Annotated in this window: 25 protein-coding genes and 1 riboswitch; of the genes, 20 read left to right on the top strand and 5 right to left on the bottom strand. The window is 62.0% G+C overall.

Going from position 1 to position 23,072, the window contains the following annotated elements; all coding sequences use genetic code 11:
* Nucleotides 1-2 precede the first annotated feature (2 nt).
* Both purN and purM read right to left on the bottom strand, forming a co-directional pair.
* Entirely contained in the window at nucleotides 3-653 is a 651-nt protein-coding gene (gene purN, locus PMI26_RS07410; RefSeq protein WP_007977542.1) for a phosphoribosylglycinamide formyltransferase, read from the bottom strand.
* On the bottom strand, nucleotides 653-1,711 hold the full coding sequence (gene purM / locus PMI26_RS07405) for a phosphoribosylformylglycinamidine cyclo-ligase (protein WP_007977543.1): 1,059 nt from the start codon (nucleotides 1,709-1,711) through the stop codon (nucleotides 653-655). The genes purN and purM overlap by 1 nt, the downstream gene beginning before the upstream one ends.
* 383 nt (nucleotides 1,712-2,094) lie before the next feature.
* Here purM and PMI26_RS07400 point away from each other — a divergent pair, with 383 nt between their 5' ends.
* The 6 genes from PMI26_RS07400 to PMI26_RS07375 all read left to right on the top strand — a co-directional run bounded on the left by PMI26_RS07400 (nucleotide 2,095) and on the right by PMI26_RS07375 (nucleotide 7,436).
* Nucleotides 2,095-3,153, top strand: a complete 1,059-nt coding sequence (locus tag PMI26_RS07400; RefSeq protein WP_007977544.1) for a DUF2066 domain-containing protein — start codon at nucleotides 2,095-2,097, stop codon at nucleotides 3,151-3,153.
* A 36-nt stretch (nucleotides 3,154-3,189) separates the two neighbouring features.
* On the top strand, nucleotides 3,190-4,263 hold the full coding sequence (locus tag PMI26_RS07395; RefSeq protein WP_007977545.1) for an AI-2E family transporter: 1,074 nt from the start codon (nucleotides 3,190-3,192) through the stop codon (nucleotides 4,261-4,263).
* Nucleotides 4,264-4,494: 231 nt separating this feature from the next.
* Complete coding sequence (hda, locus tag PMI26_RS07390; protein ID WP_007898944.1) at nucleotides 4,495-5,199, top strand: DnaA regulatory inactivator Hda; 705 nt, start codon at nucleotides 4,495-4,497, stop codon at nucleotides 5,197-5,199.
* A gap of 221 nt (nucleotides 5,200-5,420) precedes the next feature.
* Nucleotides 5,421-6,053 carry a C40 family peptidase gene (locus PMI26_RS07385; protein WP_007977546.1) on the top strand — a complete coding sequence of 211 codons (633 nt, stop codon included), beginning with the start codon at nucleotides 5,421-5,423 and terminating at the stop codon, nucleotides 6,051-6,053.
* Between the two features lie 165 nt (nucleotides 6,054-6,218).
* Nucleotides 6,219-6,755: a C40 family peptidase gene (locus PMI26_RS07380; protein WP_007977547.1), complete on the top strand. Its 537-nt coding sequence runs from the start codon at nucleotides 6,219-6,221 to the stop codon at nucleotides 6,753-6,755.
* Between the two features lie 18 nt (nucleotides 6,756-6,773).
* Complete coding sequence (locus tag PMI26_RS07375; RefSeq protein ID WP_007977548.1) at nucleotides 6,774-7,436, top strand: class I SAM-dependent methyltransferase; 663 nt, start codon at nucleotides 6,774-6,776, stop codon at nucleotides 7,434-7,436.
* Nucleotides 7,437-7,562: 126 nt separating this feature from the next.
* Here the strand turns inward: PMI26_RS07375 and PMI26_RS07370 are convergent, their stop codons facing one another.
* Nucleotides 7,563-8,876 carry a PQQ-dependent sugar dehydrogenase gene (locus PMI26_RS07370; protein WP_007977549.1) on the bottom strand — a complete coding sequence of 438 codons (1,314 nt, stop codon included), beginning with the start codon at nucleotides 8,874-8,876 and terminating at the stop codon, nucleotides 7,563-7,565.
* 66 nt (nucleotides 8,877-8,942) lie between these two features.
* The gene (locus tag PMI26_RS07365) at nucleotides 8,943-9,527 is read right to left on the bottom strand and encodes a hypothetical protein (protein WP_007977550.1); all 585 of its coding nucleotides are present in this window, start codon (nucleotides 9,525-9,527) and stop codon (nucleotides 8,943-8,945) included.
* 153 nt (nucleotides 9,528-9,680) lie between these two features.
* Nucleotides 9,681-9,913, top strand: a riboswitch (cobalamin riboswitch).
* A gap of 82 nt (nucleotides 9,914-9,995) precedes the next feature.
* On the opposite strand from PMI26_RS07365, the gene cobO reads away from it, so the two are divergent.
* The 14 genes from cobO (at nucleotide 9,996) to PMI26_RS07300 (ending at nucleotide 21,611) form a co-directional block, all read left to right on the top strand.
* Nucleotides 9,996-10,607, top strand: a complete 612-nt coding sequence (cobO, locus tag PMI26_RS07360; RefSeq protein ID WP_007977552.1) for a cob(I)yrinic acid a,c-diamide adenosyltransferase — start codon at nucleotides 9,996-9,998, stop codon at nucleotides 10,605-10,607.
* On the top strand, nucleotides 10,604-12,019 hold the full coding sequence (locus tag PMI26_RS07355; protein WP_007977553.1) for a cobyrinate a,c-diamide synthase: 1,416 nt from the start codon (nucleotides 10,604-10,606) through the stop codon (nucleotides 12,017-12,019). Before cobO ends, PMI26_RS07355 begins: the two co-directional genes overlap by 4 nt.
* On the top strand, nucleotides 12,016-12,666 hold the full coding sequence (bluB, locus tag PMI26_RS07350; protein ID WP_007977555.1) for a 5,6-dimethylbenzimidazole synthase: 651 nt from the start codon (nucleotides 12,016-12,018) through the stop codon (nucleotides 12,664-12,666). Before PMI26_RS07355 ends, bluB begins: the two co-directional genes overlap by 4 nt.
* Nucleotides 12,663-13,571 (top strand): adenosylcobinamide-phosphate synthase CbiB, encoded by a 909-nt coding sequence (cbiB, locus tag PMI26_RS07345; RefSeq protein WP_007977557.1) that lies wholly within the window; start codon nucleotides 12,663-12,665, stop codon nucleotides 13,569-13,571. Before bluB ends, cbiB begins: the two co-directional genes overlap by 4 nt.
* Nucleotides 13,564-14,556: a threonine-phosphate decarboxylase CobD gene (gene cobD, locus PMI26_RS07340; RefSeq protein WP_007977559.1), complete on the top strand. Its 993-nt coding sequence runs from the start codon at nucleotides 13,564-13,566 to the stop codon at nucleotides 14,554-14,556. The genes cbiB and cobD overlap by 8 nt, the downstream gene beginning before the upstream one ends.
* Entirely contained in the window at nucleotides 14,553-16,004 is a 1,452-nt protein-coding gene (locus tag PMI26_RS07335; RefSeq protein ID WP_007977561.1) for a cobyric acid synthase, read from the top strand. The genes cobD and PMI26_RS07335 overlap by 4 nt, the downstream gene beginning before the upstream one ends.
* A gap of 148 nt (nucleotides 16,005-16,152) precedes the next feature.
* A complete protein-coding gene (cobU, locus tag PMI26_RS07330; protein ID WP_007977563.1) occupies nucleotides 16,153-16,674 on the top strand; it encodes a bifunctional adenosylcobinamide kinase/adenosylcobinamide-phosphate guanylyltransferase in 522 nt (173 codons plus the stop codon).
* Complete coding sequence (cobT, locus tag PMI26_RS07325; RefSeq protein ID WP_007977565.1) at nucleotides 16,671-17,726, top strand: nicotinate-nucleotide--dimethylbenzimidazole phosphoribosyltransferase; 1,056 nt, start codon at nucleotides 16,671-16,673, stop codon at nucleotides 17,724-17,726. Before cobU ends, cobT begins: the two co-directional genes overlap by 4 nt.
* The gene (gene cobC / locus PMI26_RS07320) at nucleotides 17,723-18,298 is read left to right on the top strand and encodes an alpha-ribazole phosphatase family protein (RefSeq protein ID WP_007977567.1); all 576 of its coding nucleotides are present in this window, start codon (nucleotides 17,723-17,725) and stop codon (nucleotides 18,296-18,298) included. The genes cobT and cobC overlap by 4 nt, the downstream gene beginning before the upstream one ends.
* Before the next feature lie 2 nt (nucleotides 18,299-18,300).
* Nucleotides 18,301-19,032, top strand: a complete 732-nt coding sequence (locus PMI26_RS07315) for an adenosylcobinamide-GDP ribazoletransferase (RefSeq protein WP_007977569.1) — start codon at nucleotides 18,301-18,303, stop codon at nucleotides 19,030-19,032.
* 173 nt (nucleotides 19,033-19,205) lie between these two features.
* On the top strand, nucleotides 19,206-19,610 hold the full coding sequence (locus tag PMI26_RS07310) for a MarR family winged helix-turn-helix transcriptional regulator (protein ID WP_007977570.1): 405 nt from the start codon (nucleotides 19,206-19,208) through the stop codon (nucleotides 19,608-19,610).
* 52 nt (nucleotides 19,611-19,662) lie between these two features.
* Entirely contained in the window at nucleotides 19,663-20,871 is a 1,209-nt protein-coding gene (locus PMI26_RS07305; RefSeq protein WP_007977573.1) for an MFS transporter, read from the top strand.
* Nucleotides 20,868-20,990 (top strand): hypothetical protein, encoded by a 123-nt coding sequence (locus tag PMI26_RS32130; protein ID WP_007977581.1) that lies wholly within the window; start codon nucleotides 20,868-20,870, stop codon nucleotides 20,988-20,990. Before PMI26_RS07305 ends, PMI26_RS32130 begins: the two co-directional genes overlap by 4 nt.
* Before the next feature lie 54 nt (nucleotides 20,991-21,044).
* Nucleotides 21,045-21,611 (top strand): glutathione peroxidase, encoded by a 567-nt coding sequence (locus PMI26_RS07300; RefSeq protein ID WP_007977583.1) that lies wholly within the window; start codon nucleotides 21,045-21,047, stop codon nucleotides 21,609-21,611.
* Between the two features lie 88 nt (nucleotides 21,612-21,699).
* On the opposite strand, the gene PMI26_RS07295 is transcribed toward PMI26_RS07300, so the two are convergent.
* A complete protein-coding gene (locus PMI26_RS07295; protein WP_007977585.1) occupies nucleotides 21,700-22,971 on the bottom strand; it encodes an OmpP1/FadL family transporter in 1,272 nt (423 codons plus the stop codon).
* Nucleotides 22,972-23,072 lie beyond the last annotated feature (101 nt).

The raw sequence follows: 23,072 nt of genomic DNA on the forward strand, positions 1-23,072 counted from the left end.
TCCTAGTTTCGAATCAAGTGGCCGCTGGCCGCGAGTAGCTGTCCATCCAGTAAAGCACCTTGCTCGCCGAGGGCCAGACGACCTTCGGCAAACCAGCGTACGGCCATCGGGTAGATCAGGTGTTCCTGAACATGGACCCGCTGCGCCAGACTCTGCGGCGAATCCTGTAACTCTACCGGTATTACAGCTTGTACGACCAGTGGTCCGCCATCGAGTTCCTCGGTGACGAAGTGCACGGAGCAGCCGTGCTCGGCGTCGCCGGCCTCCAGCGCGCGCTGATGAGTGTGTAACCCTTTGTATTTGGGTAGCAGCGAGGGATGGATATTGAGCAGGCGACCCTGATAGTGGCGCACGAAACCCGCGCTGAGAATGCGCATGAATCCGGCCAGTACCACGAGTTTGGGGTTGAAGGCGTCGATCAGTTCGATCAGCGCGGCATCGAAGGCCTCGCGACCTTCGAAAGCCTTGTGATCCAGGGTGCGGGTGTCGATACCCGCGTCCCTGGCGCGTTGCAGGCCGTAGGCGTCGGCGCGGTTGGAAATCACCGCAGCGATGCGGACCGGGCTGTCGCCGGTCCGCGTGCTGTCGATCAGGGCCTGCAAGTTACTGCCGGTGCCGGACAACAGCACCACCACATCACAGGTCTGAGACATCAATGAGCCTTGAGGTTCTTCAGTTCTACCTGAGCCGCGCCTTCGGCAGCGGTGGAGATCTGGCCGATGACCCAAGGCTGCTCGCCCGCTTCGCGCAGAACGTTCAGGGCGGCTTCAACGTGCTCCTGAGCCACGCAGATGACCATGCCCACGCCGCAGTTCAGCACGCGGTGCATTTCGTTCTCGTCGACGTTGCCTTTCTCTTGCAACCAGTCGAACACGGCCGGACGGGTCCAGCTGGCCACGTCAACCACAGCCTGCGCGCCTTTTGGCAGAACGCGCGGGATGTTGTCCAGCAGGCCGCCACCGGTGATGTGGGCCATGGCTTTGACCGCGCCGGTTTCCTTGATCAGCTTGAGCAGCGGCTTCACATAGATGCGGGTCGGGGCCATCAGCAGGTCGGTCAGCGGCTTGCCGTCGAGCTGGGTGTTTTCGATGTCGGCGCCGGACACTTCGATGATCTTGCGGATCAGCGAGTAGCCGTTGGAGTGCGGGCCGGAAGATGGCAGGGCGAGCAGGGCGTCGCCGGCAGCAACCTTGGAGCCGTCGATGATTTCGGATTTTTCCACGACGCCGACGCAGAAGCCTGCCAGGTCGTAGTCTTCGCCTTCGTACATGCCCGGCATTTCAGCGGTTTCACCGCCCACCAGCGAGCAGCCCGACAGTTCGCAGCCAGCGCCGATGCCGGTAACAACCTGGGCAGCGGTGTCGACGTTCAGTTTGCCGGTGGCGTAGTAGTCGAGGAAGAACAGTGGCTCGGCGCCGCACACCACCAGGTCGTTGACGCACATGGCAACCAGGTCGATGCCGATGCTGTCGTGCTTGTTCAGGTTCAATGCCAGGCGCAGCTTGGTGCCGACGCCGTCAGTACCGGAAACCAGCACAGGCTGTTTGTAGCCGGCCGGGATTTCGCAGAGGGCGCCGAAACCGCCCAGGCCGCCCATGACTTCCGGGCGCGCAGTGCGCTTGGCGACGCTCTTGATGCGTTCGACCAATGCTTCACCGGCGTCGATGTCTACACCGGCGTCCTTGTAGCTCAGGGAGGGTTGCTTGCTCATGATCCAGGCCTTTAGGGGGGATTCAGGGGTAACGACCGAGTCCAGCGGGGCCGCCGAAATCGACGAAGGCGATTGCCTCACGCGAATTTCGAAAGTGCCCGGCTGTTGCCGGTCTGCGAAGGCGCGCGATTTTATCAGGCTTGAGCCGCAGCGGCCATCCTCAGGCCGACAGCAGGGCCATATCCGTTAAAAAAAACGTTGATGCGCGGTGTCGATGGCATCCTGCATGGCTGTATAAGGTGTCGCGATTAACCGTCTATCGTTATGACAGTGCGAAAACTTACCCGGAACGTGTGAATGTTTTGCGTCGGGCAATGGTCACAGCCTTGCTCGATCGTCTTCATGCGGTCTGTTCCAGCCGCTCTTGTCGTCAGGAATCTTCCATGCGTTTTTGTAAATTCTTGCTTGTGAGTTGTTTGTCAGTGGTCAGCCTGATCAGTCATGCCGAAACCGTCAAAGGCCTTTATCAGGTACGTGAGCCGGTGAATGGCCAGTCGCCCGAGGAGCGTGACCAGGCGACTCAACGAGCATTGGACACTTTGGTGTTGCGCCTGACCGGTGACCCCAAGGCCGCTCAAAATCCGGGGCTGGCGGCGATTCGCAAAGATCCGCAACAGATCATCAGCCAATACGGCTTTGAAGCCGGTCCGCCGGAAGTCCTGAAAGTCGATTTCGACCCGGGTACCACCGAGCAGGCCCTGCGCCGCGCCGGCCTGGCCATGTGGGGGGCCAATCGGCCGTCGATCCTCGGCTGGTGGCTCAACGATTCCACCGAGGGTTCAAGCCTGGTGGGCGACGGCCAGGCCAGTGCGGCGCCGCTGCGTCGGGCTGCCCAGCACCGGGGCTTGCCATTGCGCTTGCCATTGGCGGACCTGAACGAACAGATCGTCGCCACCGCGCCGAATCTGGAAGGCGCAGATTCCGGCCCTTTGCTTGCGGCATCGGAACGCTACAACGCCGACGCCCTGCTCGCGGTGCACGCCAAAGAGGAGGGCGGGCAGTGGCAAGCCAAGTGGCAATTGTGGCTGGGGGATAAAAAAGAGGCAGGCAGCGTGCAGGGCGCCGATCAGGCCGCCGTGGCCGATGCGGTGATGCTGGCGGTCAATGAGCGCCTGGCGCCGCGGTTTGTCGCCAAGCCCGGTGCTTCGAGCGCGCAATTGCTGGAAGTGCAAGGCATGAATCTTGAGCACTACGCGTCCCTTGGGCGCTTGCTGGAGCCATTTGGCGGGCGCGTGCAAAGCGTCGACGGCGACCGGATCGTCTACCGGGTCAATGGCAGCGCCGAGCAGTTGCGTGCGCAATTGTCGCTGGCTCGGTTGCAGGAAGCGCCGGCGGCTCAGGCACCGACTCCGGCAGTGCCGGTTCAACCGGCCGCCGGTGGTGCGGTGCCAGCCCAGGCGCCTGCGCCAGCGGTGACACCGCAACTGCGGTTTCGCTGGTAGTTTTTCTCTCTTTATATAGAAGCAATGGAGTGGTTCATGGCCGATACGCGGCGTTGGTTCTGGCTCGGTGGGGTGGTCCTGCTTTGTGTTTTTGTCTGGTTGTTGCATCCGATCCTGACGCCGTTCCTGGTGGCCCTGCTGTTGGCCTATCTGTTCGACCCGCTGGTGGATCGACTGGAGAAGGCGGGGCTGTCTCGCACCTGGGGTGTAGTGGCGGTATTTGCCCTGTTTACATTGATCCTGACCGCGCTGCTGTTGGTCCTGGTGCCGTTGCTCGCCCGGCAGCTGTTTCGCTTGTATGAGCTGGCCCCGCAGATGCTCGACTGGCTGCAGCACACGGCATTGCCCTGGGCGCAATCGAAATTCGGTCTGTCGGAGGGCTTCTGGAAGTTCGACAGGCTCAAGGCCGCCATCGGCGAGCATATGAGTCAGACCTCTGATGTTGTCGGTGTGGTACTGAGTCATGCGACGGCCTCGGGGTTGGCGTTGATTGGCTGGTTGGCGAATCTGGTGCTGATCCCGGTGGTGAGCTTCTACCTGTTGCGCGATTGGGACCTGATGATGGCCAAGGTCCGCAACCTGCTGCCCCGTGATCGTGAGGAGCGCGCGGTGTCGCTGGCGGGTGAATGCCATGAAGTACTCGGTGCGTTCATTCGGGGCCAGTTGCTGGTCATGGTGGCCCTGGGGGTGATCTACGCGGCAGGCCTGATGCTGGTCGGGCTGGAGCTGGGCTTGCTGATTGGCCTGATTGCCGGTCTGGCGGCGATCGTGCCGTACATGGGGTTTATCATCGGCATCGGTGCGGCGCTGATTGCAGGGCTGTTCCAGTTCGGTGGCGATCTATACCCGATGCTCGGCATTGTCGCGGTGTTCATGGTCGGCCAAGCGCTGGAGGGTATGGTGCTGACGCCGCTGCTGGTCGGTGACCGGATTGGTCTGCACCCGGTGGCGGTGATTTTTTCGATCCTGGCCGGGGGGGAGCTGTTTGGCTTTACCGGTGTGCTGCTGGCATTGCCGGTCGCCGCGGTGATCATGGTGCTGGTTCGCCATGTGCAAGATTTGTATAAGGATTCCGATATCTACGGGGGCGTTGACGAACAGCAGCTGTAAAAGGTGTCGATGGGCGATGGCGGGCTGCCTCGGGTTCGTGCCGGGTCCGCCTGATTACACAGCGCGACTGTCACATGCACCGCCAAAGAAACTGTCATAAAACCGGTGCGTTAACGCAAACCTTTGATTTTGCTTGTGGTCTATCGCATTGTGCGGCCCGCTTCACGGGTATAAACTTCGCAAACTTTACACAGAGGCCACTAACGGTTCCTTTGGAACTGTTCAGTCAGCATGAAACCGATTCAGTTGCCCCTAGGTGTGCGTCTGCGTGACGACGCCACCTTTATCAACTACTACCCAGGCGCCAATGCCGCTGCACTCGGCTATGTCGAGCGGCTATGCGAAGCCGACGCCGGCTGGACCGAAAGCCTGATCTACCTTTGGGGCAAGGATGGGGTAGGGCGTACGCACCTGTTGCAGGCTGCCTGCCTGCGCTTCGAGCAATTGGGAGAGCCTGCGGTGTATCTGCCGCTGGCTGAGTTGCTCGATCGCGGGATCGAGATTCTCGATAACCTTGAGCAGTACGAACTGGTCTGTCTCGATGACTTGCAGGCGGTTGCCGGCAAGGCGGACTGGGAAGAAGCGCTGTTCCATCTGTTCAATCGCCTGCGCGACAGCGGCCGGCGCCTGCTGATTGCCGCGTCGACATCACCGCGCGAGTTGCCGGTGAAGCTGGCAGACCTCAAGTCTCGCCTGACCCTGGCCTTGATCTTCCAGATGCGCCCATTGTCCGACGAGGACAAATTGCGTGCCCTGCAATTGCGCGCGTCCCGTCGCGGACTGCACCTGACCGATGAGGTCGGGCATTTCATCCTGACTCGCGGTACCCGCAGCATGAGCGCGCTGTTCGAGCTGCTTGAGCGTCTCGATCAGGCCTCCCTCCAGGCTCAGCGCAAGCTGACAATCCCGTTTTTGAAAGAAACCCTCGGCTGGTAGACCCTCTGAAACTGGGGCTTACAGCCGTTTCGGCATATTTCAGGCGCCAGAAATTGCGCTTTCCTGCAAGGTTGCAGGCCGCGTGCATGATTAAAATGGGCTTAAGCGCTTAGATGTAAACGAGAAACCAATAAGTCACAAAAAGATTGATTGAATTTGCAAATGAGGTCGATAGCGGGCATAGTCTCGACTTCTTTACAACTTCAGCCACGGTCGTGCCCATGCTAAATCGCTTCGCACCCCTCGTGCCTCTCGCACTCGTCACCCTGTTGTTCGGTTGCGCTGCCCACACTCCAGTGGCCCAGCAAGCGCCGCAACAGCAGGTTCAAAACTCGGCCACTGCCCAGTCTTCCGCCCTCTTTCAGGAAGAACTGGCCACTGAAAAAGAACTCGCAGACTTCGCTGGCGGCAAGTCCTACCAGCTTCCGGTCCTGGCCGACAGCATCCTCGAACGCGGCATGTCCCTGATCGGTACCCGTTACCGTTTCGGCGGCACTTCTGAAGCCGGCTTCGATTGCAGCGGTTTCATCGGTTACCTGTTCCGCGAAGAAGCGGGCATGAACCTGCCACGCTCCACCCGCGAAATGATCAACGTGGACGCTCCGCTGGTCTCGCGCAGCAAGCTTGAGCCGGGCGATCTGCTGTTCTTCGCAACCAACGGTCGTCGTGGTCGCGTCAGTCACGCCGGGATCTACCTGGGTGACAACCAGTTCATCCACTCCAGCAGCCGCCGCAGCGGTGGTGTGCGCATCGATAGCCTGGGCGACAGCTACTGGAGCAAGACCTTCATCGAGGCCAAGCGCGCCCTGGCGATGGCACCTAGCGCGTCGCCAATCGTCACTGCACGTAAATAAGCGGACATTTTGTAAGGCGAACTTAAAGTCTTACTTGAAGTTTGTCGTGTAGCCGCTAGAATCTTGATCTACAAATGATGGCAAACCGCCTGCGTACTACGCAGGCGGTTTTCTTTTCTGCGCTCCCCGCAGAAAAAGCCGCAGCCAGATCAGGGTGTTCTGCTTATGACGACGTCGGCCCGCCTCGCAATCATGTTCTTCGCCACGCTGCTCAGTGCCTGCGCCAGCCGCACACCGCCTCCCGCACCGGTGGTGCGCGCGCCCATCGTATTTGGTTCCCCGCAAGCTTTTTCGCCCGAAGCGGAAGACGTGCTGTTTCGTGCGCTCGGCCTGGTGGGTACGCCTTATCGCTGGGGTGGCAATACGCCGGATTCCGGATTTGATTGCAGCGGCCTGATCGCCTATGTGTATCGCGATGTCGCCGGCATTGCCTTGCCGCGCACCACGCGCGAGATGATCTCCATGCAAGCGGCGAATGTCGGCAAGGAAGGCCTGCAAACCGGTGACCTGCTTTTCTTTGCCACCAATGGCGGTTCCCAGGTCAGTCATGCCGGGATCTACGTGGGAGAAGGGCGTTTTGTCCATGCACCGGCCACCGGCGGCACCGTGAAGCTCGACAGTCTGTCCAAGGCCTATTGGCAAAAGGCTTACCTGAGCGCCAAGCGTGTTCTGCAGCCTGAACATCTGGCGCGCAACCCGTAACGTCCGGAGCTTCTGCTCATGACTGCTCGCACGCTCAATCTCGACGACAACCTGTATCAATACCTGCTCGATGTTTCCCTGCGCGAAACACCATTGCTCAAGCGCTTGCGCGATGAGACCCAGGCGCTGCCGATGGCGCGCTGGCAGGTGGCGCCGGAGCAGGGACAGTTTCTTGCCTTGCTGGTGAAGCTGACCGGCGCCAGACGCTTGCTCGAAGTCGGTACGTTCACCGGATACAGCGCGCTGTGCATGGCGGCTGCATTACCGGCTGACGGTTTGCTGATGTGCTGTGACATCCCCGGCGACTACAACGCCATCGCACGGCGCTACTGGCAGGAAGCGGGGCTCGCCGGGCGGATCGACCTGCGCCTGGCACCCGCACTGGAAACCCTCGCCGAGCTTGAGCGGCAAGGTCAGGGCGGGCAGTTCGACCTGGTGTTCATCGATGCCGACAAGGCCAACTACCCGAGTTATCTGGAGCATGCCCTGCGTTTGCTGCGGGTCGGTGGGCTGGCGGTGTTCGACAACACCCTGTGGAGCGGGCGTGTGCTTGAGACCAGCCCCGAGAGCGCGGACACCCGGGCGATCCAGGCGCTCAACCTGGCGTTGAAGGATGATGTGCGGGTGGATCTGTCGTTGTTGCCGTTGGGTGACGGGCTCACACTCTGTCGCAAACGCTAGAACCCTGAACCCTGTGGGAGCGGGCTTGCTCGCGAAGGCGGTGTATCAGTCAAAACATCAGTCGACTGACAGCCTGCCTTCGCGAGCAAGCCCGCTCCCACAGGGGAATGTGTTGGCAGTTGGTATTTATTTCACTGCCGACACCCGCCACACCTTGTTCCCCACATCATCGGCCACCAGCAGATCGCCCTGCCGGTCGATCACCACGCCCACTGGGCGGCCCATGGCTTCTTCCTTTTCGTTGAGAAAGCCGCTGAGCACTTCAATCGGTTGTCCCGCAGGTTTGCCTGCGCTGAACGGCACGAAAATCACTTTGTAGCCACTGTGGGGGTTGCGGTTCCAGGAGCCGTGCTGCCCGATGAAGGCCCCTTGGGTGAAGGGCGGCGGCAGCTTGCTGTTTTCAGCGAAGGCCAGGCCCAGCGATGCCGTGTGCGGGCCGACGGCATAGTCCGGAGCGATGGCCTTGGCCACCAGGTCGGGGTTTTGCGGCTCGACGCGAATATCGACATGCTGGCCGTAGTAGCTGTACGGCCAGCCATAGAATGCGCCGTCCTTGACCGAGGTGATGTAGTCCGGGACCAGGTCGCTGCCGATTTCATCCCGCTCGTTGACCGCGGTCCACAGCGCGCCACTGCGCGGCTCCCAGGCCATGCCGTTGGGGTTGCGCAGGCCGGCGGCGAAGATCCGGTGCTGGCCGGTGGCACGGTCCACTTCCCAGATCGCTGCGCGACCTTCTTCCTTGTCCATGCCGTTTTCCGCGACGTTGCTGTTGGAGCCCACGGTGACGTAGAGCTTGCGGCCGTCCTTGCTGGCGATGACGTTTTTGGTCCAGTGGTGGTTCAGCGGCCCACCCGGCAAGTCGACCACTTTGACCGGCGGCGATTTGATCGACGTATCGCCGTTTTCATAATGGAATCGCAGCAGGCTGTCCGTGTCGGCCACATACAGGTCATTGCCGACCAGCGTCATGCCAAAGGGCGAGTTGAGGTTTTGCAGAAACACCGTGCGGGTTTCCGCGACGCCATCGTGGTTCTTGTCACGCAGCAAGGTGATGCGGTTCGCACTGGGCACCCGGGCCCCGGCGCGTCCCATGACTTGTTTCATGACCCAGCCGCGAATGCCTTTGCCGTCTTCGGGTTTGGGTGGCGCGTTGGTTTCCGCCACCAGTACATCGCCGTTGGGCAGCACATAAAGCCAGCGGGGGTGATCCAGGTCTTCGGCAAAAGCGGCCACTTGAGTGCCCGCGGCGGCGACGGGTTTCGCGCCCTGGGGCCAGCCGATGGCCGGGGCGATGTTCACAGTCGGGAGCAGGGTTTTGTTGGGGGGCGGCAGTTGAGGAGAGGGGCCGGTGCCGTCGGAGACTTGCAGGCCGGCGGTCTCACTGCAACCGGCGAGCCCTCCGCAGATCGCGATAACGAGAACGAGCGGGGGCGTGCGCATACGGGTGTTCCCTATGAATGCCTTGTTCTAATCATAGAGACGCGTCGTCGTCCAATGGTTCAACCTCTAGCCGCGTGCTTCCTTGAACAGCACCGCAATGCCGGGGTGATAGTTACCGGCTTCATTGCGCAACTTGCGGTAGGCATAAGGGAAATACCAGGCGACCGCGCAGGTGTGTTCCTTTTGCAGATCGTCGACCATGTCCTGCAGTTCTTCCGGTGTCGCGCCTTGCTGGGCTTTTTGCGGGGCGACGAACAGGCAGCCGAGTTTCAGGTCGCTGGCGTGGCTCAGGCGCTTCGCATCGCTGGCGATGTCGAGCAGCGCCTGGCTCAGATTGAGGCTGTTGACCCGTGGCCAGCGCTGGCTGGTCTGGATGTAGGCACGGGTTTCTGGCGAGGCGAGGAACAGGTCGGCGCGGCTGTTGCGTTCGCCTTCTTCGGTCTGCTTGCGGGTAGGCGTCTGTTGCAGTGTGACCATCTCGGCCATCCAGGCGGCGGCCGACAGCAGCCCGAGATTGGCTTTTTCGTCGTGCCAGTAGGGGGGGTCGCCATCACCGCGGACGGCGTTGTAGCGGTCGATGCATTCGAACCAGCGCTCGAGCACAGGGCGCAGGAATTCCAGCTTTGGATTGCTGATGATCATGCCTTGCATGGGCTCACCCTTGTTATTGTGTTGTGAGGTTGTGGCTCTTTGATATCACTGCTGGGTGCGAGGCACAAGATTGACGTCAGTTTTTTGCTTGACGACAGTTATTCGGCGGATGGCCTCCCGGCTTTAATTGACGCTCCCCCCCCAACCCTCTAACCTTCGCGGCTTGTTTCAGGTGCTCTGTGACTTGGGTCGACAGAGTGAAACAGGGAAGCCGGTGAGCGTGTTCTTCTATTGGTCGAAGAGCCGCAATTCCGGCGCTGCCCCCGCAACGGTAAATGAGTGAAAACTGTGCCTGATGCCACTGTGTCGATTCGATGCGGGAAGGCGCGCAGTCTGGCTTCGCGCCACTCATGAGCCCGGAGACCGGCCTGATTCATCCAGCGGCATCACGGTGGGCGATGCCAGGCTTGTTGCCTTCTATTGCTGTGCCTGCCCGCCGTTATTCCTGCCTCAACGGAGAGCTCCCCCATGACTGATACCCCCGATCGTGACGAACGCCACCTGGCGCGCATGCAGCGCAAAAAAGCCGTGATCGACGAGCGCATCGCCAATTCCCCGAACGAGTGTGGTCTGTTGCTGGTGCTGACCGGCAACGGCAAGGGCAAGAGCAGTTCGGCCTTCGGCATGCTCGCTCGCGCCCTGGGGCACGGCATGCAATGCGGTGTGGTGCAGTTCATCAAGGGCCGCAACAGTACCGGCGAAGAGCTGTTCTTCCGGCGCTTTCCCGAGCAGGTGCGTTTTCATGTGATGGGCGAAGGGTTTACCTGGGAAACCCAGGACCGTCAGCGCGACATCGCTGCCGCCGAAGCGGCGTGGGCGGTGTCCCGGGAACTGCTGCGCGATCCGTCCATCGGCCTGGTGGTACTGGATGAGCTGAACATCGCCCTCAAGCACGGCTACCTCGATCTCGATCAGGTGCTCAGCGATTTGCAGGCCCGACCGCCGATGCAACACGTGGTGGTCACCGGGCGTGCCGCCAAGCCGGAAATGATCGAGATGGCCGACACGGTCACCGAAATGGGCATGATCAAACACGCCTTTCAGGCCGGGATCAAAGCGCAGAAAGGCGTCGAGCTGTGAGCCAGCCTCGTCATTGCCCGGCGGTACTGATTGCCGCGCCGGCCTCCGGCCAGGGCAAGACCACCGTCACCGCGGCGCTGGCCCGATTGCATCGCAATCAGGGGCGCAAGGTTCGCGTGTTCAAGTGCGGCCCCGACTTTCTCGATCCGATGATCCTCGAACGCGCCAGCGGTGCACCGGTGTATCAACTGGACATGTGGATGGTCGGCGAGCAGGAGAGTCGCCGGTTGCTGTGGGAGGCCGCCGCTGAAGCCGACCTGATCCTGATCGAAGGCGTCATGGGGCTGTTCGACGGTACACCGTCGAGCGCCGATCTGGCGCGGCATTTCGGTGTGCCGGTGCTGGGTGTGATCGACGGCACCGCCATGGCCCAGACCTTCGGCGCACTGGCCCTGGGGCTGGCGCGTTATCAGCCGGACCTGCCGTTCGCCGGCGTGCTGGCCAACCGCGTCGGCACGCTGCGCCACGCGCAATTGCTCGAGGGCAGCCTGACTGAAGGGTTGCGCTGGTACGGCGCGCTGTCCCGGGAAACCGGGATTGAACTGCCGAGCCGACACCTGGGGCTGGTTCAAGCCAGTGAACTGAACGATCTCGACCTGCGCCTCGATGCGGCAGCCGATGCCCTGGCCAACAGTTGCGAGGTCGCGCTGCCACCGGCAGTCGAGTTCGCTGCACCAGATGCCATTGCTGCCGAGCCGCTGCTGGCCGGTGTGCGCATTGCTGTGGCCCGTGATGAAGCCTTTGCGTTCACCTACGGTGCGAGCCTGGATTTACTGCGGGCGATGGGCGCCGAGCTGTCGTTCTTCTCGCCGATCCGCGACCGCCAATTGCCGGAGGCGGACAGCCTGTATCTGCCGGGCGGTTACCCGGAATTGCACCATGTCGCGTTGGCGCAAAACACGGCGATGCTCGAGGCGATCCGCGCCCACCACCGGGCGGGCAAACCCTTGCTCGCCGAGTGTGGCGGCATGCTGTATCTGCTCGACTCCCTGACCGATGTCGAGGGCACTCGCGCCGAACTGGCGGGCTTGCTGGCCGGTGATGCGGTCATGCAAAAGCGTCTGGCCGCGCTGGCGTTGCAAGCGGTGGAACTGCCGGAAGGTTCGCTGCGCGGGCACACCTATCACCATTCGCTGACCAGCACTGAGCTGGCGCCGATTGCCCGAGGCGTGAGCCCGAATGGCGGGCGCGGCGCGGAAGCGGTTTACCGTGAAGGGCGGATGACTGCCTCTTACGTGCACTTTTATTTTCCGTCCAATCCCTCGGCGATTGCCGCGCTGTTTGCGCCGGACCTTGAAGCCGTCTTCGCGAGCAAGTCGGATCGCCGCACCGCCGCTCCCACAGGGGATTGCGTTTCTTCAGGCAACTCACTTTTAAATGTGGGAGCGGGCTTGCCCGCGAAGAGGCCATGACCGACAACGCATTCACCGAAGCCGAACGCACAGCGGTCTACCGCGCCATCGGCGAGCGCCGCGACATGCGCCACTTCAGTGGCGGCACGGTCGAGCCCGAATTACTCCAGCGCCTGCTCGAAGCCGCACATCAGGCACCCAGCGTCGGCCTGATGCAGCCCTGGCGCTTCATCCGCATCAGTGATCGCGCCTTGCGCGGGCAAATCCAGGCCCTGGTGGAGGAAGAGCGCATCCGCACCGCCGAAGCCCTCGGCGAGCGCAGCGACGAGTTCATGAAGCTCAAGGTGGAAGGCATCAACGATTGCGCCGAAGTGCTGGTCGCCGCACTGATGGACGACCGCGAGCAGCATATCTTCGGCCGCCGCACCTTGCCGGAAATGGACATGGCCTCGCTGTCCTGTGCCATCCAGAACCTGTGGCTCGCGTCCCGCGCCGAAGGGTTGGGCATGGGCTGGGTGTCGCTGTTCGAACCCCAGGCACTGGCGGACCTGCTGAGGCTGCCGCCGGGAGCCAAACCGCTGGCGGTGCTGTGCCTGGGGCCGGTAAAGGCGTTCTACCCGGCGCCGATGCTGGTGCTCGAAGGCTGGGCGCAGGCGCGTCCGCTGCATGAATTGCTGTATGAGAACTATTGGGGAGTGAGTCAATGAGTGTGGCGTTGTTGAGTGTCGCCGCGGTTGCGCTGGATGCGCTGCTGGGTGAACCCAAACGCTGGCATCCGCTGGTGGCGTTCGGCCGTTTTGCCGATCGCATCGAGCAACGTTTCAACGGCGGCGGTCGCGGCTGGCGCAGCCATGGCGTCACTGCGTGGGTGATCGCCGTGCTGCCGCTGGTGCTGTTGGTCACGGCATTCTCCTGGGCGCCTTACGTTGGCTGGATCGTCGAGATTCTCGCGCTCTATTGCGCCCTCGGCATGCGCAGCCTCGGTGAGCACGTCACGCCGGTGGCCAAGGCCTTGCGCGGCGATGATCTGGATGAAGCGCGCAAGCGTGTGAGTTATCTGGTCAGCCGTAAAACCAGTGACCTGGATAAAACCGAAGTCGCCCGTGCCGCCACCGAGTCGGTGCTGGAAAACGGCAGCGACGCGGTGTTCGCCGCGTTGTTCTGGTTTGCCGTGGCCGGTGCGCCGGGCGTGGTGCTCTATCGCCTGAGCAATACGCTGGATGCGATGTGGGGCTATCGCAATGAGCGCTTCGAACGGTTCGGCTGGGCGGCGGCGAAGATCGACGACGTGCTCAATTACATTCCTGCGCGTCTGGTGGCACTGACTTATGCGCTGCTGGGCAAAACCCGGCTGGCGTTGAAATGCTGGCGCACCCAGGGCCCGACCTGGGACAGTCCGAACGCCGGCCCGGTGATGGCGGCTGGGGCGGGTGCCCTTGGCGTCGAATTGGGCGGGGCGGCGATTTATCACGGCGAACTGCACCAGCGTCCGCAACTGGGCGAAGGCGTGCCCGCGGACGCCGACTCCATTGACCAGGGCTGGCAACTGGTCCAGCGCGGGGTATGGTTATGGTTGCTGATTCTCTGCCTGGGGGCCGAATTTTATGCTTGAGCACGGTGGACGACTACGCAGGGCGGCGCTCGAATACGGCATAGATGAAGCCGACTGGCTGGACTTGTCGACGGGCCTGGCGCCCTGGCCGTTCCCGGTGCCGGATATTCCGCTGCGGGCCTGGGCCCGTTTGCCGGAGGCGGACGATGGTCTGGAACAGGCCGCCTGTGATTACTACGGCACCTTGCAGGCATTGCCGGTGGCCGGTTCGCAAATGGCGATCCAGCTGCTGCCGCGATTGCGGCGGGCGGGCAAGGTGGGTGTGTTGTCGCCGTGCTACGCCGAGCACGCCGAAGCGTGGCGTCGCAACGGCTACATCGTGCGGGAAGTGCTGGAGCAGGAAGTCGACTTCTTTATCGACAACATCGACGTGCTGGTGGTGGTCAATCCGAATAACCCCACGGGCCTGAGCCTCACCCCCAGTCGCCTGCTCGACTGGCACACGCGACTGGCCCAGCGCGGTGGCTGGCTGGTGGTGGACGAAGCGTTCATGGATAACACGCCGCAACTGAGCCTGGCGCCGTTTGCCCATCAAGTCGGGCTGATCGTCTTGCGCTCCTTCGGCAAGTTTTTCGGCCTGGCCGGCGTGCGCCTGGGGTTTGTGCTGGCCGAGCGCAAGTTGCTCAAGTTGCTGGCAGAACAAGTGGGGCCCTGGGCCGTGAGCGGGGCAACCCGGGTAGTGGGGCAGGCCTGCCTGCGCGATACCGAGGGGCAAACGCGGCAACGGCTGCGCACCGAAGAGGCCAGTGAGCGCCTGGCGTCTTTGCTGCAGCAACATGGCTTCGAGCCCCAGGGTGGCTGTGCGCTGTTCCAGTGGCTGATCACCGAGCGCGCCGAAGCACTGCATGAGTTCATGGCCCGGCGCGGCATTCTCCTGCGGTTGTTCACGCACAACAGCAGCCTGCGATTCGGCCTGCCCGGTGACGAAGCCGCCTGGGTGCGACTGGCGCAGGCATTCAAAGATTTCGCCAAGGAAAAGCAATGACCACGCTGATGGTGCAGGGCACCACGTCGGATGCCGGTAAAAGCACGCTGGTGACTGCATTGTGCCGTTGGGCCACGCGTCAGGGCGTCAGGGTAGTGCCGTTCAAGCCGCAGAACATGGCACTCAACAGTGCGGTGACCGCCGACGGCGGCGAGATTGGCCGTGCCCAGGCGGTTCAGGCCCAGGCCGCGCACCTCGAACCGCACACCGACATGAATCCGGTATTGCTCAAGCCCAACAGTGACACCGGTGCCCAGGTGATCATCCATGGCCGCGCCGTCACGACCATGAACGCGGTCGCCTATCACGACTACAAAAGCATCGCCATGCAGGCGGTGCTGGCCTCCCACGAGCGCTTGAGCGCGGCCTATCCGCTGGTGATGGTCGAAGGCGCAGGCTCGCCGGCGGAAATCAATTTACGTGCCGGCGACATCGCCAACATGGGCTTCGCCGAAGCGGTGGATTGTCCGGTGTTGCTGATTGCCGATATCAATCGCGGCGGAGTGTTCGCCCATCTGGTGGGTACCCTTGAACTGCTGTCGCCGAGCGAGCAGGCGCGGGTCAAAGGCTTCATCATCAATCGATTTCGCGGTGACATCGCATTGCTGCAACCCGGTCTCGACTGGCTTGAAGAACGCACCGGCAAACCGGTGATCGGCGTGCTGCCGTACGTGATGGATCTGCACCTGGAGGCCGAGGACGGCATCGATCAACGCCAGACCGATAAAGCCGAGCAGGTGCTGAAAGTCGTGGTGCCGGTGCTGCCGCGCATCAGCAATCACACCGATTTCGATCCGCTGCGCCTGCATCCGCAAGTGGACCTGCAATTCATCGGGCCCGGCCAGGCGGTTCCGCCCGCCGACCTGATCATTCTTCCGGGTTCGAAAAGTGTCCGCAGCGACCTCGCGTACCTGCGGGCCAACGGCTGGGAAACCGCGATTGCCCGGCATCTGCGTTACGGCGGAAAACTGCTGGGGATCTGTGGTGGCCTGCAGATGCTCGGTGAGCAGGTGCATGACCCGTTGGGCCTGGAGGGCGCGCCGGGCTCCAGTGCCGGTTTGGGGTTGCTGGCGTTCCAGACCCGGCTCGAACAAGAGAAACAGCTGCGCAATGTGCGCGGTCGCCTGGCGCTGGAAGATGCGCCGGTATCGGGTTATGAAATCCACGCAGGCGTGACCACCGGAGCCGCCCTGGAAAACGCTGCCGTGCAACTGGATGACGGTCGCTGCGATGGCGCGCAAAGTGCGGACGGGCAGATTTTCGGCACCTACCTGCACGGGCTGTTCGAGTCGCCGGCGGCGTGCAGCGCGCTGCTACGCTGGGCCGGGTTGCAGGAGGTGGAGGACGTGGATTATCACGCCTTGCGCGAGCGCGATATCGAGCGGCTGGCGGATCTGGTGGAGAAGCATCTGGATACTTCTCTGCTGCGTCGGCTCTGTGGGTTCTGAGGTGGCTGTTGCGGCCCCATCGCGAGCAAGCTCGCTCCCACAGGCTACGAGGTGTACTCAAAATTTATGTTCAGCCTGGATCAATTGTGGGAGCGAGCTTGCTCGCGATGAGGGCCGTCGCCTCCCCGAAGATTTTAAGGAATAAGCAATGCTCCAACTGATCCTCGGCGGCGCCCGCTCCGGCAAGAGTCGCCTGGCTGAAAAACTCGCCATCGACAGTGCCCTGACCGTGACCTACATCGCCACCAGCCAGCCACTGGATGGCGAAATGAGCGAGCGGGTCGCCCATCACCGTGCCCGTCGTCCTGCCGAATGGGCACTGATTGAAGAGCCGCTGGAACTGGCCCGGGTACTGCGTGAAAGCGCCCGTGCCGACCACTGCCTGCTGGTGGATTGCCTGACCCTGTGGCTGACCAACCTGCTGATGCTCGACGATGCCGGGCGCCTGGCTGCCGAGCATGATGCCCTGCTGGACTGCCTGGCATCGTTGCCGGGTGAAATCATTTTTGTCAGCAACGAGACCGGAATGGGTGTCGTGCCGCTGGGCGAATTGACTCGCCGCTATGTCGATGAAGCCGGTTGGCTGCATCAAGCTCTGGCTGAGCGCTGTCAGCGTGTCGTCCTGACCGTCGCCGGCCTGCCCCTGACTCTGAAAGGAACTGCGTTATGACTCAATCCTGGTGGCTGAACCCGTGCAGGCCGGTCGATACCCAAGCGCTCGAACAGGCCCGGGCGCGGCAACAGCAACTGACCAAGCCGGCCGGTTCCCTCGGTCAGCTGGAATCGCTGGCGGTGCAACTGGCGGGATTGCAGGGGCGGGTCAAGCCGAGTCTGGAACAGGTGTGGATCGCGATATTTGCCGGCGACCATGGCGTCGTCGCCGAGGGCGTGTCGGCCTATCCCCAGGAAGTCACCGGGCAGATGCTGCTCAACTTCGTCAGCGGTGGTGCGGCGATCAGCGTGCTGGCGCGGCAACTCGGCGCTTCCCTTGAGGTGGTGGACCTTGGCACGGTGACGCCGTCGCTGAACCTGCCGGGTGTGCGTCACCTGAACGTCGGCCCGGGCACGGCCAATTTCGTACAGGGTCCGGCCATGACCGAAGCCCAGGGGCGACTCGCTTTGCAGGTCGGTCGTGACAGCGTGCAGCGAGCAATTGCCAGCGGTGCGCAGTTGTTCATCGGTGGCGAAATGGGCATTGGCAACACCACCGCCGCCAGCGCCCTGGCCTGTGCCTTGCTCGATTGCCCGGTGGGCCATTTGACCGGGCCTGGCACCGGGCTCAACGCCGAAGGTGTCAGCCACAAGGCCCAGGTGATCGAGCGTGCCCTGGCATTGCATGGCGCACAGCGTGGCGATGCCTTGCAGACCCTGTTCAACCTTGGGGGCTTCGAGATTGCCGCGCTGGTCGGTGCCTATCTTGCCTGTGCTCAAGAAGGCGTCGCGGTGCTGGTGGACGGCTTCATTTGCAGTGTCGCTGCGCTGGTCGCGGTGCGCTTGAATCCTGAATGCCGTCAGTGGCTGTTGTTCGGTCATCGCGGCGCCGAGCCGGGGCACCGTCATGTGCTGGAAACCCTGGATGCGCAACCCTTGCTCGATCTTGGTCTGCGGCTTGGCGAAGGCAGTGGCGCTGCATTGGCTGTGCCGCTGTTGCGTCTGGCGTGCGACCTGCACGGGCAGATGGCGACCTTCGCCGAAGCCGCCGTGGCAGATCGTCCGGCATGACCCTGCGCGTGGATCTGTTGCGTCACGGTGAAACCGAATTCGGCGGTGGCCTGCGCGGCAGCATTGATGATGCCTTGACCGACACGGGCTGGGCGCAGATGCGCGCCGCCGTGGTCGGGCAGGGGCCATGGGATCGGTTGGTCAGTTCGCCGTTGCAGCGTTGTGCGCGGTTTGCCGAGGAACTCGGAGCACAACTGGGTGTACCGGTGCAATTGGATAAAGACCTGCAAGAGTTGCATTTCGGCGCCTGGGAAGGGCAAAGCGCGGCGGCGTTGATGGAAACCGACGCGCAGGCGCTGGGCTTGTTCTGGGCCGATCCTTACTCGTTCACGCCGCCTCAGGGCGAGCCGGTTGCAGACTTTTCGACACGGGTGCTGGCAGCGCTGGAGCGTTTGCACGCGACCTGTGCCGGTGAACGCATTCTGCTGATCAGCCACGGCGGGGTGATGCGCCTGTTGCTGGCACACGCTCGCGGGCTGCCGCGAGAGCAACTGCTCAACGTTGAGGTCGGGCATGGCGCACTGTTTTCGCTGACGATGGAGTCCGATGGTTTATTGAAGGAAGTGCTCTGACCATGTTGCCATTCTGGATCGCCCTGCAATTTCTCAGCAGCCTGCCGATTCGCCTGCCTGGCATGCCTGAGCCTGGGGAGCTGGGGCGATCACTGCTGTTTTATCCGCTGGTGGGATTGCTCTTTGGCGTGATTTTGTGGGCCGTGAACTGGCTGTTGCAGGGCACGCCGGCGTTGCTGCACGCGGCGTTGTTGCTGAGTGTTTGGGTACTGCTCAGCGGCGGGTTGCATCTCGATGGCCTGGCGGACAGCGCCGATGCCTGGCTCGGCGGTTTTGGCGACCGTGAGCGTACGCTGACCATCATGAAAGACCCGCGCAGCGGACCGATCGCCGTGGTGACGCTGGTGCTGGTGTTGCTGCTCAAGTTCACTGCGCTGCTGGCGTTGATCGGGCAACCGGATTCGCTGGCCTTGATCATCGTGCCGTTGATCGGTCGCAGCGCCTTGCTCGGCTTGTTCCTGACCACACCCTATGTGCGTGCCGGTGGTCTGGGGCAGGCCTTGGCCGATCATCTTCCGCGTTCTGCGGGCCGGCAGGTGTTGGCAGTCAGTGCACTGGCTTGTGTGTTGATTGCCGGTTTGAGTGGTGTGCTGGCGGTGGTGTTGGCGGTTCTCGGGTTTTTCTGGTTGCGGCAGGTGATGCTGCGGCGGCTCGGTGGAACGACGGGCGATACGGCAGGGGCGATGCTGGAGTTGCTGGAAGTTGCAGTGCTGGTAGGCTTGGCACTGTTCTGATGGGGTTGTATTGAATGTTCCGGCCTCATCGCGAGCAGGCTCGCTCCCACAGTTGATCGCATTCCAATGTGGGAGCGAGCTTGCTCGCGATAGCGATCGTCGAGACACCGCCAGACCACTGAACAAACCCTATGCCACTTGATTTAACCGACTCGCGGGTATATACACGCACCATGCTCGATTCCCAATGTTTATGCATCAACCTGCGTCGCGCCGCCCGTGGCGTCAGCAGGCATTACGACGGCGCTCTCGACGGCTTCGGGATCAACGTTGCGCAGTATTCTTTGCTGTGCAATCTGCAGCGTCTGGATCAGCCGAGCATTTCAACCCTGGCCGAGGCCATGGGCCTGGATCGCAGCACCTTGGGGCGCAATTTGCGGGTGCTGGAGGGTGACGGCCTGGTGACACTGGTCGAGGGCGAGGACATGCGCAACCGCATCGTCCTGCTGACCGCGGCCGGGGCCGAGCGCCTCAAGGCTGCCTTGCCGGCCTGGGAGGCCGCACAGCAGCGCTTGATCGATCGCCTGGGGGCCGAGAAGCGCGAAACCTTATTGAAGCTGCTGGACGAACTGGCGTGACGCCGGTTTTTCCGAACATAAGCGGGTATATACCCGCTACCGGAGAACAACAATGACATCGATGTGGCGTACGTGCGGTTGGGTTCTGTTGGGGAGTGCGCTGATCCTTGCGTTGTCTCTGGGGGTTCGACATGGCTTCGGGCTGTTTCTGGCGCCGATGAGTGCCGAGTTTGGCTGGGGGCGTGAAGTCTTTGCCTTTGCCATCGCCTTGCAGAACCTGATCTGGGGCCTCGCCCAGCCATTCACCGGTGCGCTGGCCGACCGCTTCGGCGCGGCGAAAGTGGTACTGATCGGTGGCGTCCTGTACGCAGCGGGGCTGATTTGCATGGGGCTCTCCGATTCGGCAGTGACCCTGTCCCTGAGCGCCGGCCTGCTGATCGGTATCGGGCTGTCCGGCACGTCGTTCTCGGTGATTCTGGGGGTGGTCGGCCGCGCAGTACCGCCGGAAAAGCGCAGCATGGGCATGGGGATCGCCAGTGCTGCCGGCTCCTTCGGCCAGTTCGCGATGTTGCCCGGCACGCTCGGGTTGATCGGATGGCTTGGCTGGTCTGCGGCGTTGCTCGCGCTGGGCTTGCTGGTGGCGCTGGTCGTACCGCTGGTGAGCATGCTCAAGGACAAACCGTTGCCCGTCCTGGGCCACGAACAAACCCTTGGTGAAGCACTGCGTGAAGCCTGCTCGCATTCCGGATTCTGGCTGCTGGCGTTCGGCTTTTTTGTCTGCGGATTCCAGGTGGTGTTCATCGGCGTGCACTTGCCGGCCTATCTGGTGGACCAGCATCTACCGGCCACGGTCGGCACCACGGTGCTGGCGCTGATCGGCCTGTTCAACATTTTCGGCACCTATACCGCCGGGTGGCTCGGCGGGCGCATGTCCAAGCCGCGTTTGCTCACCGGTTTGTATTTGCTGCGGGCGGTGGTCATTGCGTTGTTCCTGTGGGCGCCGGTGACCACCACCACGGCCTACCTGTTCGGCATGGCCATGGGCTTTCTGTGGCTGTCGACGGTACCGTTGACCAACGGTACGGTGGCGACCTTGTTCGGCGTGCGAAACCTGTCCATGCTCGGTGGGATTGTTTTCCTGTTTCACCAGCTCGGTTCATTCCTGGGCGGCTGGCTGGGCGGGGTGGTGTATGACCGAACCGGGAGTTATGACTTGATCTGGCAAGTGGCAATTCTCTTGAGCCTGTTGGCCGCCGCCCTCAATTGGCCGGTGCGTGAGCGGCCGGTGGCACGCCTGCAAACTCAAATGGGTGTGACATGAACAGCCTTTGGCCCCGGATCGCTGTAGCCGCCGTCTGCGCCTTGTTGCTGGCGTTGTCGTGGTGGGGTTGGCATCAGGGCGGGCTGGCGCTGATGCAGTTGGGCATGGGTGCTTGCTAGTGAGCGGCGAGGGCGAGTAACGTCGCTTTTGACGAATTATCAAGGATGCTCGAGATGCTCAAGCGCTGGTGTGCTGTTCCCGCGTTGCTGATGACGTTGTCCGGGCTGGCTTGGGCCGCTGATTGTCCGGAGGTGCTGCAGGGCTCGCTGCCGAAGTTGCGGGCGAAGGAGTCCATCGACCTGTGCCAGCGTTACGCCGATAAACCGCTGGTTGTGGTCAACACCGCCAGTTTCTGCGGCTTCGCACCGCAGTTCGAGGGCCTTGAGGCGCTCAATCAGCACTACAAGGGGCAAGGGCTGGAAATACTCGGCGTGCCGTCAAACGACTTCAAGCAGGAGTCCAAAGACAGCGCTGAGACTGCGAAAGTCTGCTACGCCAACTACGGCGTGACCTTCACCATGACTGAGCCACAAAAGGTTCGCGGTGACGACGCAACGCACTTGTTCAAAGTTCTCGCCCGTCAAACCGGTGCGCCAAAGTGGAATTTCTACAAGTATGTGGTGGATCGCCAGGGCAAGGTGATCGCCAGTTTCTCCAGCCTGACCAAGCCGGATGATCCCGAGTTCATCGCCGCGGTAGAAAAGGCCTTGGCTTCGGCACCGCTTGCTTCGACCCCCTGATCGACGCCCACTGAAAAGCCCCGCCTCTGTGAAGAGAGCGGGGCTTTTATGATTCGGATGGCGAGCGGTTCAGGCTCGCCGGGAATCATCAGAAGCGGTAGGTCGCGCCGAGGCCGAAACCGTTCGCGTAGTTTTCATACTTGGCGTTGTAGGTCTGGCCACGGTCGTTGCTGTTGTTGACCTTGACCGACTCTTCGCGCAGGTACGAATACGCCAGGTCGATGGTCAGGTCGTCGGTCGGACTCCAGCCGGCGCCCACGCTGAAAATCTTGCGATCGCCCGTCGGGATGCGCGGAGAGCGGTCGACGTTGTTGGTCGGTGCCTGGTCAACGGACAGACCGGTACGCAGTACCCATTGCTTGTTCAACTGGTAGGACGCGCCGATGGCGTGAGCCCAGGTGTCGTGCCAGTTCTGTTCTTCGGTGATGGTACCGAACTGACCGTTCAGGACGGCTGGAACACCTGTGTTTTCAACGGTGATTTCTTTCAGGCGGCTCCAGCGGGTCCAGGTGCTGCCTGCGTACAGAGTCCACTTGTCGTCGAGCTGGTGAGTGACCGAGAAGTCCACCGATTCAGGTGTGGTCAGGTCCAGCGAAGCGTCGTATTTCTGGTTAGGGTTCTGGCCGATCAGGCCCAGCACGTTGTAGTTGACCTTGGTGTTGCCGTCGAGCTTGTACTTCACTTTCGAGTGGTAGGTCAGGCCGACGCGCGTGCTGTCGGTGGCTTGAACCAGCACGCCGATGTTGTAGCCCAGCGCGGTGTCGTCACCTTCGATCTTGACCTTGCCATCTGGCTGGGACTGGGTGATCGACAGGTTCGATTCCAGGGTGCCGTCGATGCGGTTGATGGTCGGGCCGAAACCGATGGAGACCTTGTCGTTGAAGGCGTAGCTGACAGTCGGTTGCAGGGTGACGATTCTAACTTCGCTCTTGCTGCCGAAGTAGCGGCCGGCAAAGTTGTTTTCGTAGTCGGTGACCAGACCGAATGGTGCGTACACGCCGATACCGAATGCCCAGTGGTCGTCGATGGGTTTGACGTAGTAACCCATCGGCACGCCCATGAAAGGGACCATGTCACCCTTGTTGGTGCCGCCGTTCGGACGGGAGCTGGCGTCACTGATGTCAGTGTGCGCGTCGATGAATGCAACACCGCCGGTCACTTGTTCGCGCTTGATGCGGGACATGCCGGCAGGGTTGCCAGCAATGGTGGATGCGTCGTCGGCAGAGGAAGATCGCCCGGCAAAACCTGTCCCCATCCCGCTGATGCTTTGTTCGTTGAGGGCAAAGCCACTTGCAAAGAGCTGGGTGGATGCCAGGGTAACGGCGAGGCTAAGGGTGGTTTTGAGCATTACTTTTTTCATTATTAGAACTCCTGGTGATCACCGGGGCGAAAATTACCAACATTTTCGTCCCGGCGCCATAGGCTGTATGCCTTGATTTAGAGCGGTTTTGTAGGACAATC

Origin of the sequence: Pseudomonas sp. GM33 (assembly GCF_000282295.1) — a bacterium.
In the GTDB taxonomy this organism is placed as follows: Bacteria; Pseudomonadota; Gammaproteobacteria; order Pseudomonadales; family Pseudomonadaceae; genus Aquipseudomonas; species Aquipseudomonas laurylsulfatiphila.

Excerpts from the sequence above, each read along its gene's own strand:
- PMI26_RS07400 (WP_007977544.1), top strand. The coding sequence starts at position 2,095 with ATGCGTTTTTGTAAATTCTTGCTTGTGAGTTGTTTGTCAGTGGTCAGC.
- purN (WP_007977542.1), bottom strand. The coding sequence starts at position 653 with ATGTCTCAGACCTGTGATGTGGTGGTGCTGTTGTCCGGCACCGGCAGT.
- PMI26_RS07305 (WP_007977573.1), top strand. The coding sequence starts at position 19,663 with ATGACATCGATGTGGCGTACGTGCGGTTGGGTTCTGTTGGGGAGTGCG.
- PMI26_RS07380 (WP_007977547.1), top strand. The coding sequence starts at position 6,219 with ATGACGACGTCGGCCCGCCTCGCAATCATGTTCTTCGCCACGCTGCTC.
- PMI26_RS07315 (WP_007977569.1), top strand. The coding sequence starts at position 18,301 with ATGTTGCCATTCTGGATCGCCCTGCAATTTCTCAGCAGCCTGCCGATT.
- PMI26_RS32130 (WP_007977581.1), top strand. The coding sequence starts at position 20,868 with ATGAACAGCCTTTGGCCCCGGATCGCTGTAGCCGCCGTCTGCGCCTTG.
- cobD (WP_007977559.1), top strand. The coding sequence starts at position 13,564 with ATGCTTGAGCACGGTGGACGACTACGCAGGGCGGCGCTCGAATACGGC.
- PMI26_RS07310 (WP_007977570.1), top strand. The coding sequence starts at position 19,206 with ATGCTCGATTCCCAATGTTTATGCATCAACCTGCGTCGCGCCGCCCGT.
- cobO (WP_007977552.1), top strand. The coding sequence starts at position 9,996 with ATGACTGATACCCCCGATCGTGACGAACGCCACCTGGCGCGCATGCAG.
- cbiB (WP_007977557.1), top strand. The coding sequence starts at position 12,663 with ATGAGTGTGGCGTTGTTGAGTGTCGCCGCGGTTGCGCTGGATGCGCTG.
- PMI26_RS07385 (WP_007977546.1), top strand. The coding sequence starts at position 5,421 with ATGCTAAATCGCTTCGCACCCCTCGTGCCTCTCGCACTCGTCACCCTG.
- cobT (WP_007977565.1), top strand. The coding sequence starts at position 16,671 with ATGACTCAATCCTGGTGGCTGAACCCGTGCAGGCCGGTCGATACCCAA.
- PMI26_RS07365 (WP_007977550.1), bottom strand. The coding sequence starts at position 9,527 with ATGCAAGGCATGATCATCAGCAATCCAAAGCTGGAATTCCTGCGCCCT.
- PMI26_RS07295 (WP_007977585.1), bottom strand. The coding sequence starts at position 22,971 with ATGAAAAAAGTAATGCTCAAAACCACCCTTAGCCTCGCCGTTACCCTG.
- PMI26_RS07395 (WP_007977545.1), top strand. The coding sequence starts at position 3,190 with ATGGCCGATACGCGGCGTTGGTTCTGGCTCGGTGGGGTGGTCCTGCTT.
- hda (WP_007898944.1), top strand. The coding sequence starts at position 4,495 with ATGAAACCGATTCAGTTGCCCCTAGGTGTGCGTCTGCGTGACGACGCC.
- cobU (WP_007977563.1), top strand. The coding sequence starts at position 16,153 with ATGCTCCAACTGATCCTCGGCGGCGCCCGCTCCGGCAAGAGTCGCCTG.
- cobC (WP_007977567.1), top strand. The coding sequence starts at position 17,723 with ATGACCCTGCGCGTGGATCTGTTGCGTCACGGTGAAACCGAATTCGGC.
- PMI26_RS07300 (WP_007977583.1), top strand. The coding sequence starts at position 21,045 with ATGCTCAAGCGCTGGTGTGCTGTTCCCGCGTTGCTGATGACGTTGTCC.
- purM (WP_007977543.1), bottom strand. The coding sequence starts at position 1,711 with ATGAGCAAGCAACCCTCCCTGAGCTACAAGGACGCCGGTGTAGACATC.
- PMI26_RS07370 (WP_007977549.1), bottom strand. The coding sequence starts at position 8,876 with ATGCGCACGCCCCCGCTCGTTCTCGTTATCGCGATCTGCGGAGGGCTC.
- PMI26_RS07375 (WP_007977548.1), top strand. The coding sequence starts at position 6,774 with ATGACTGCTCGCACGCTCAATCTCGACGACAACCTGTATCAATACCTG.
- bluB (WP_007977555.1), top strand. The coding sequence starts at position 12,016 with ATGACCGACAACGCATTCACCGAAGCCGAACGCACAGCGGTCTACCGC.
- PMI26_RS07335 (WP_007977561.1), top strand. The coding sequence starts at position 14,553 with ATGACCACGCTGATGGTGCAGGGCACCACGTCGGATGCCGGTAAAAGC.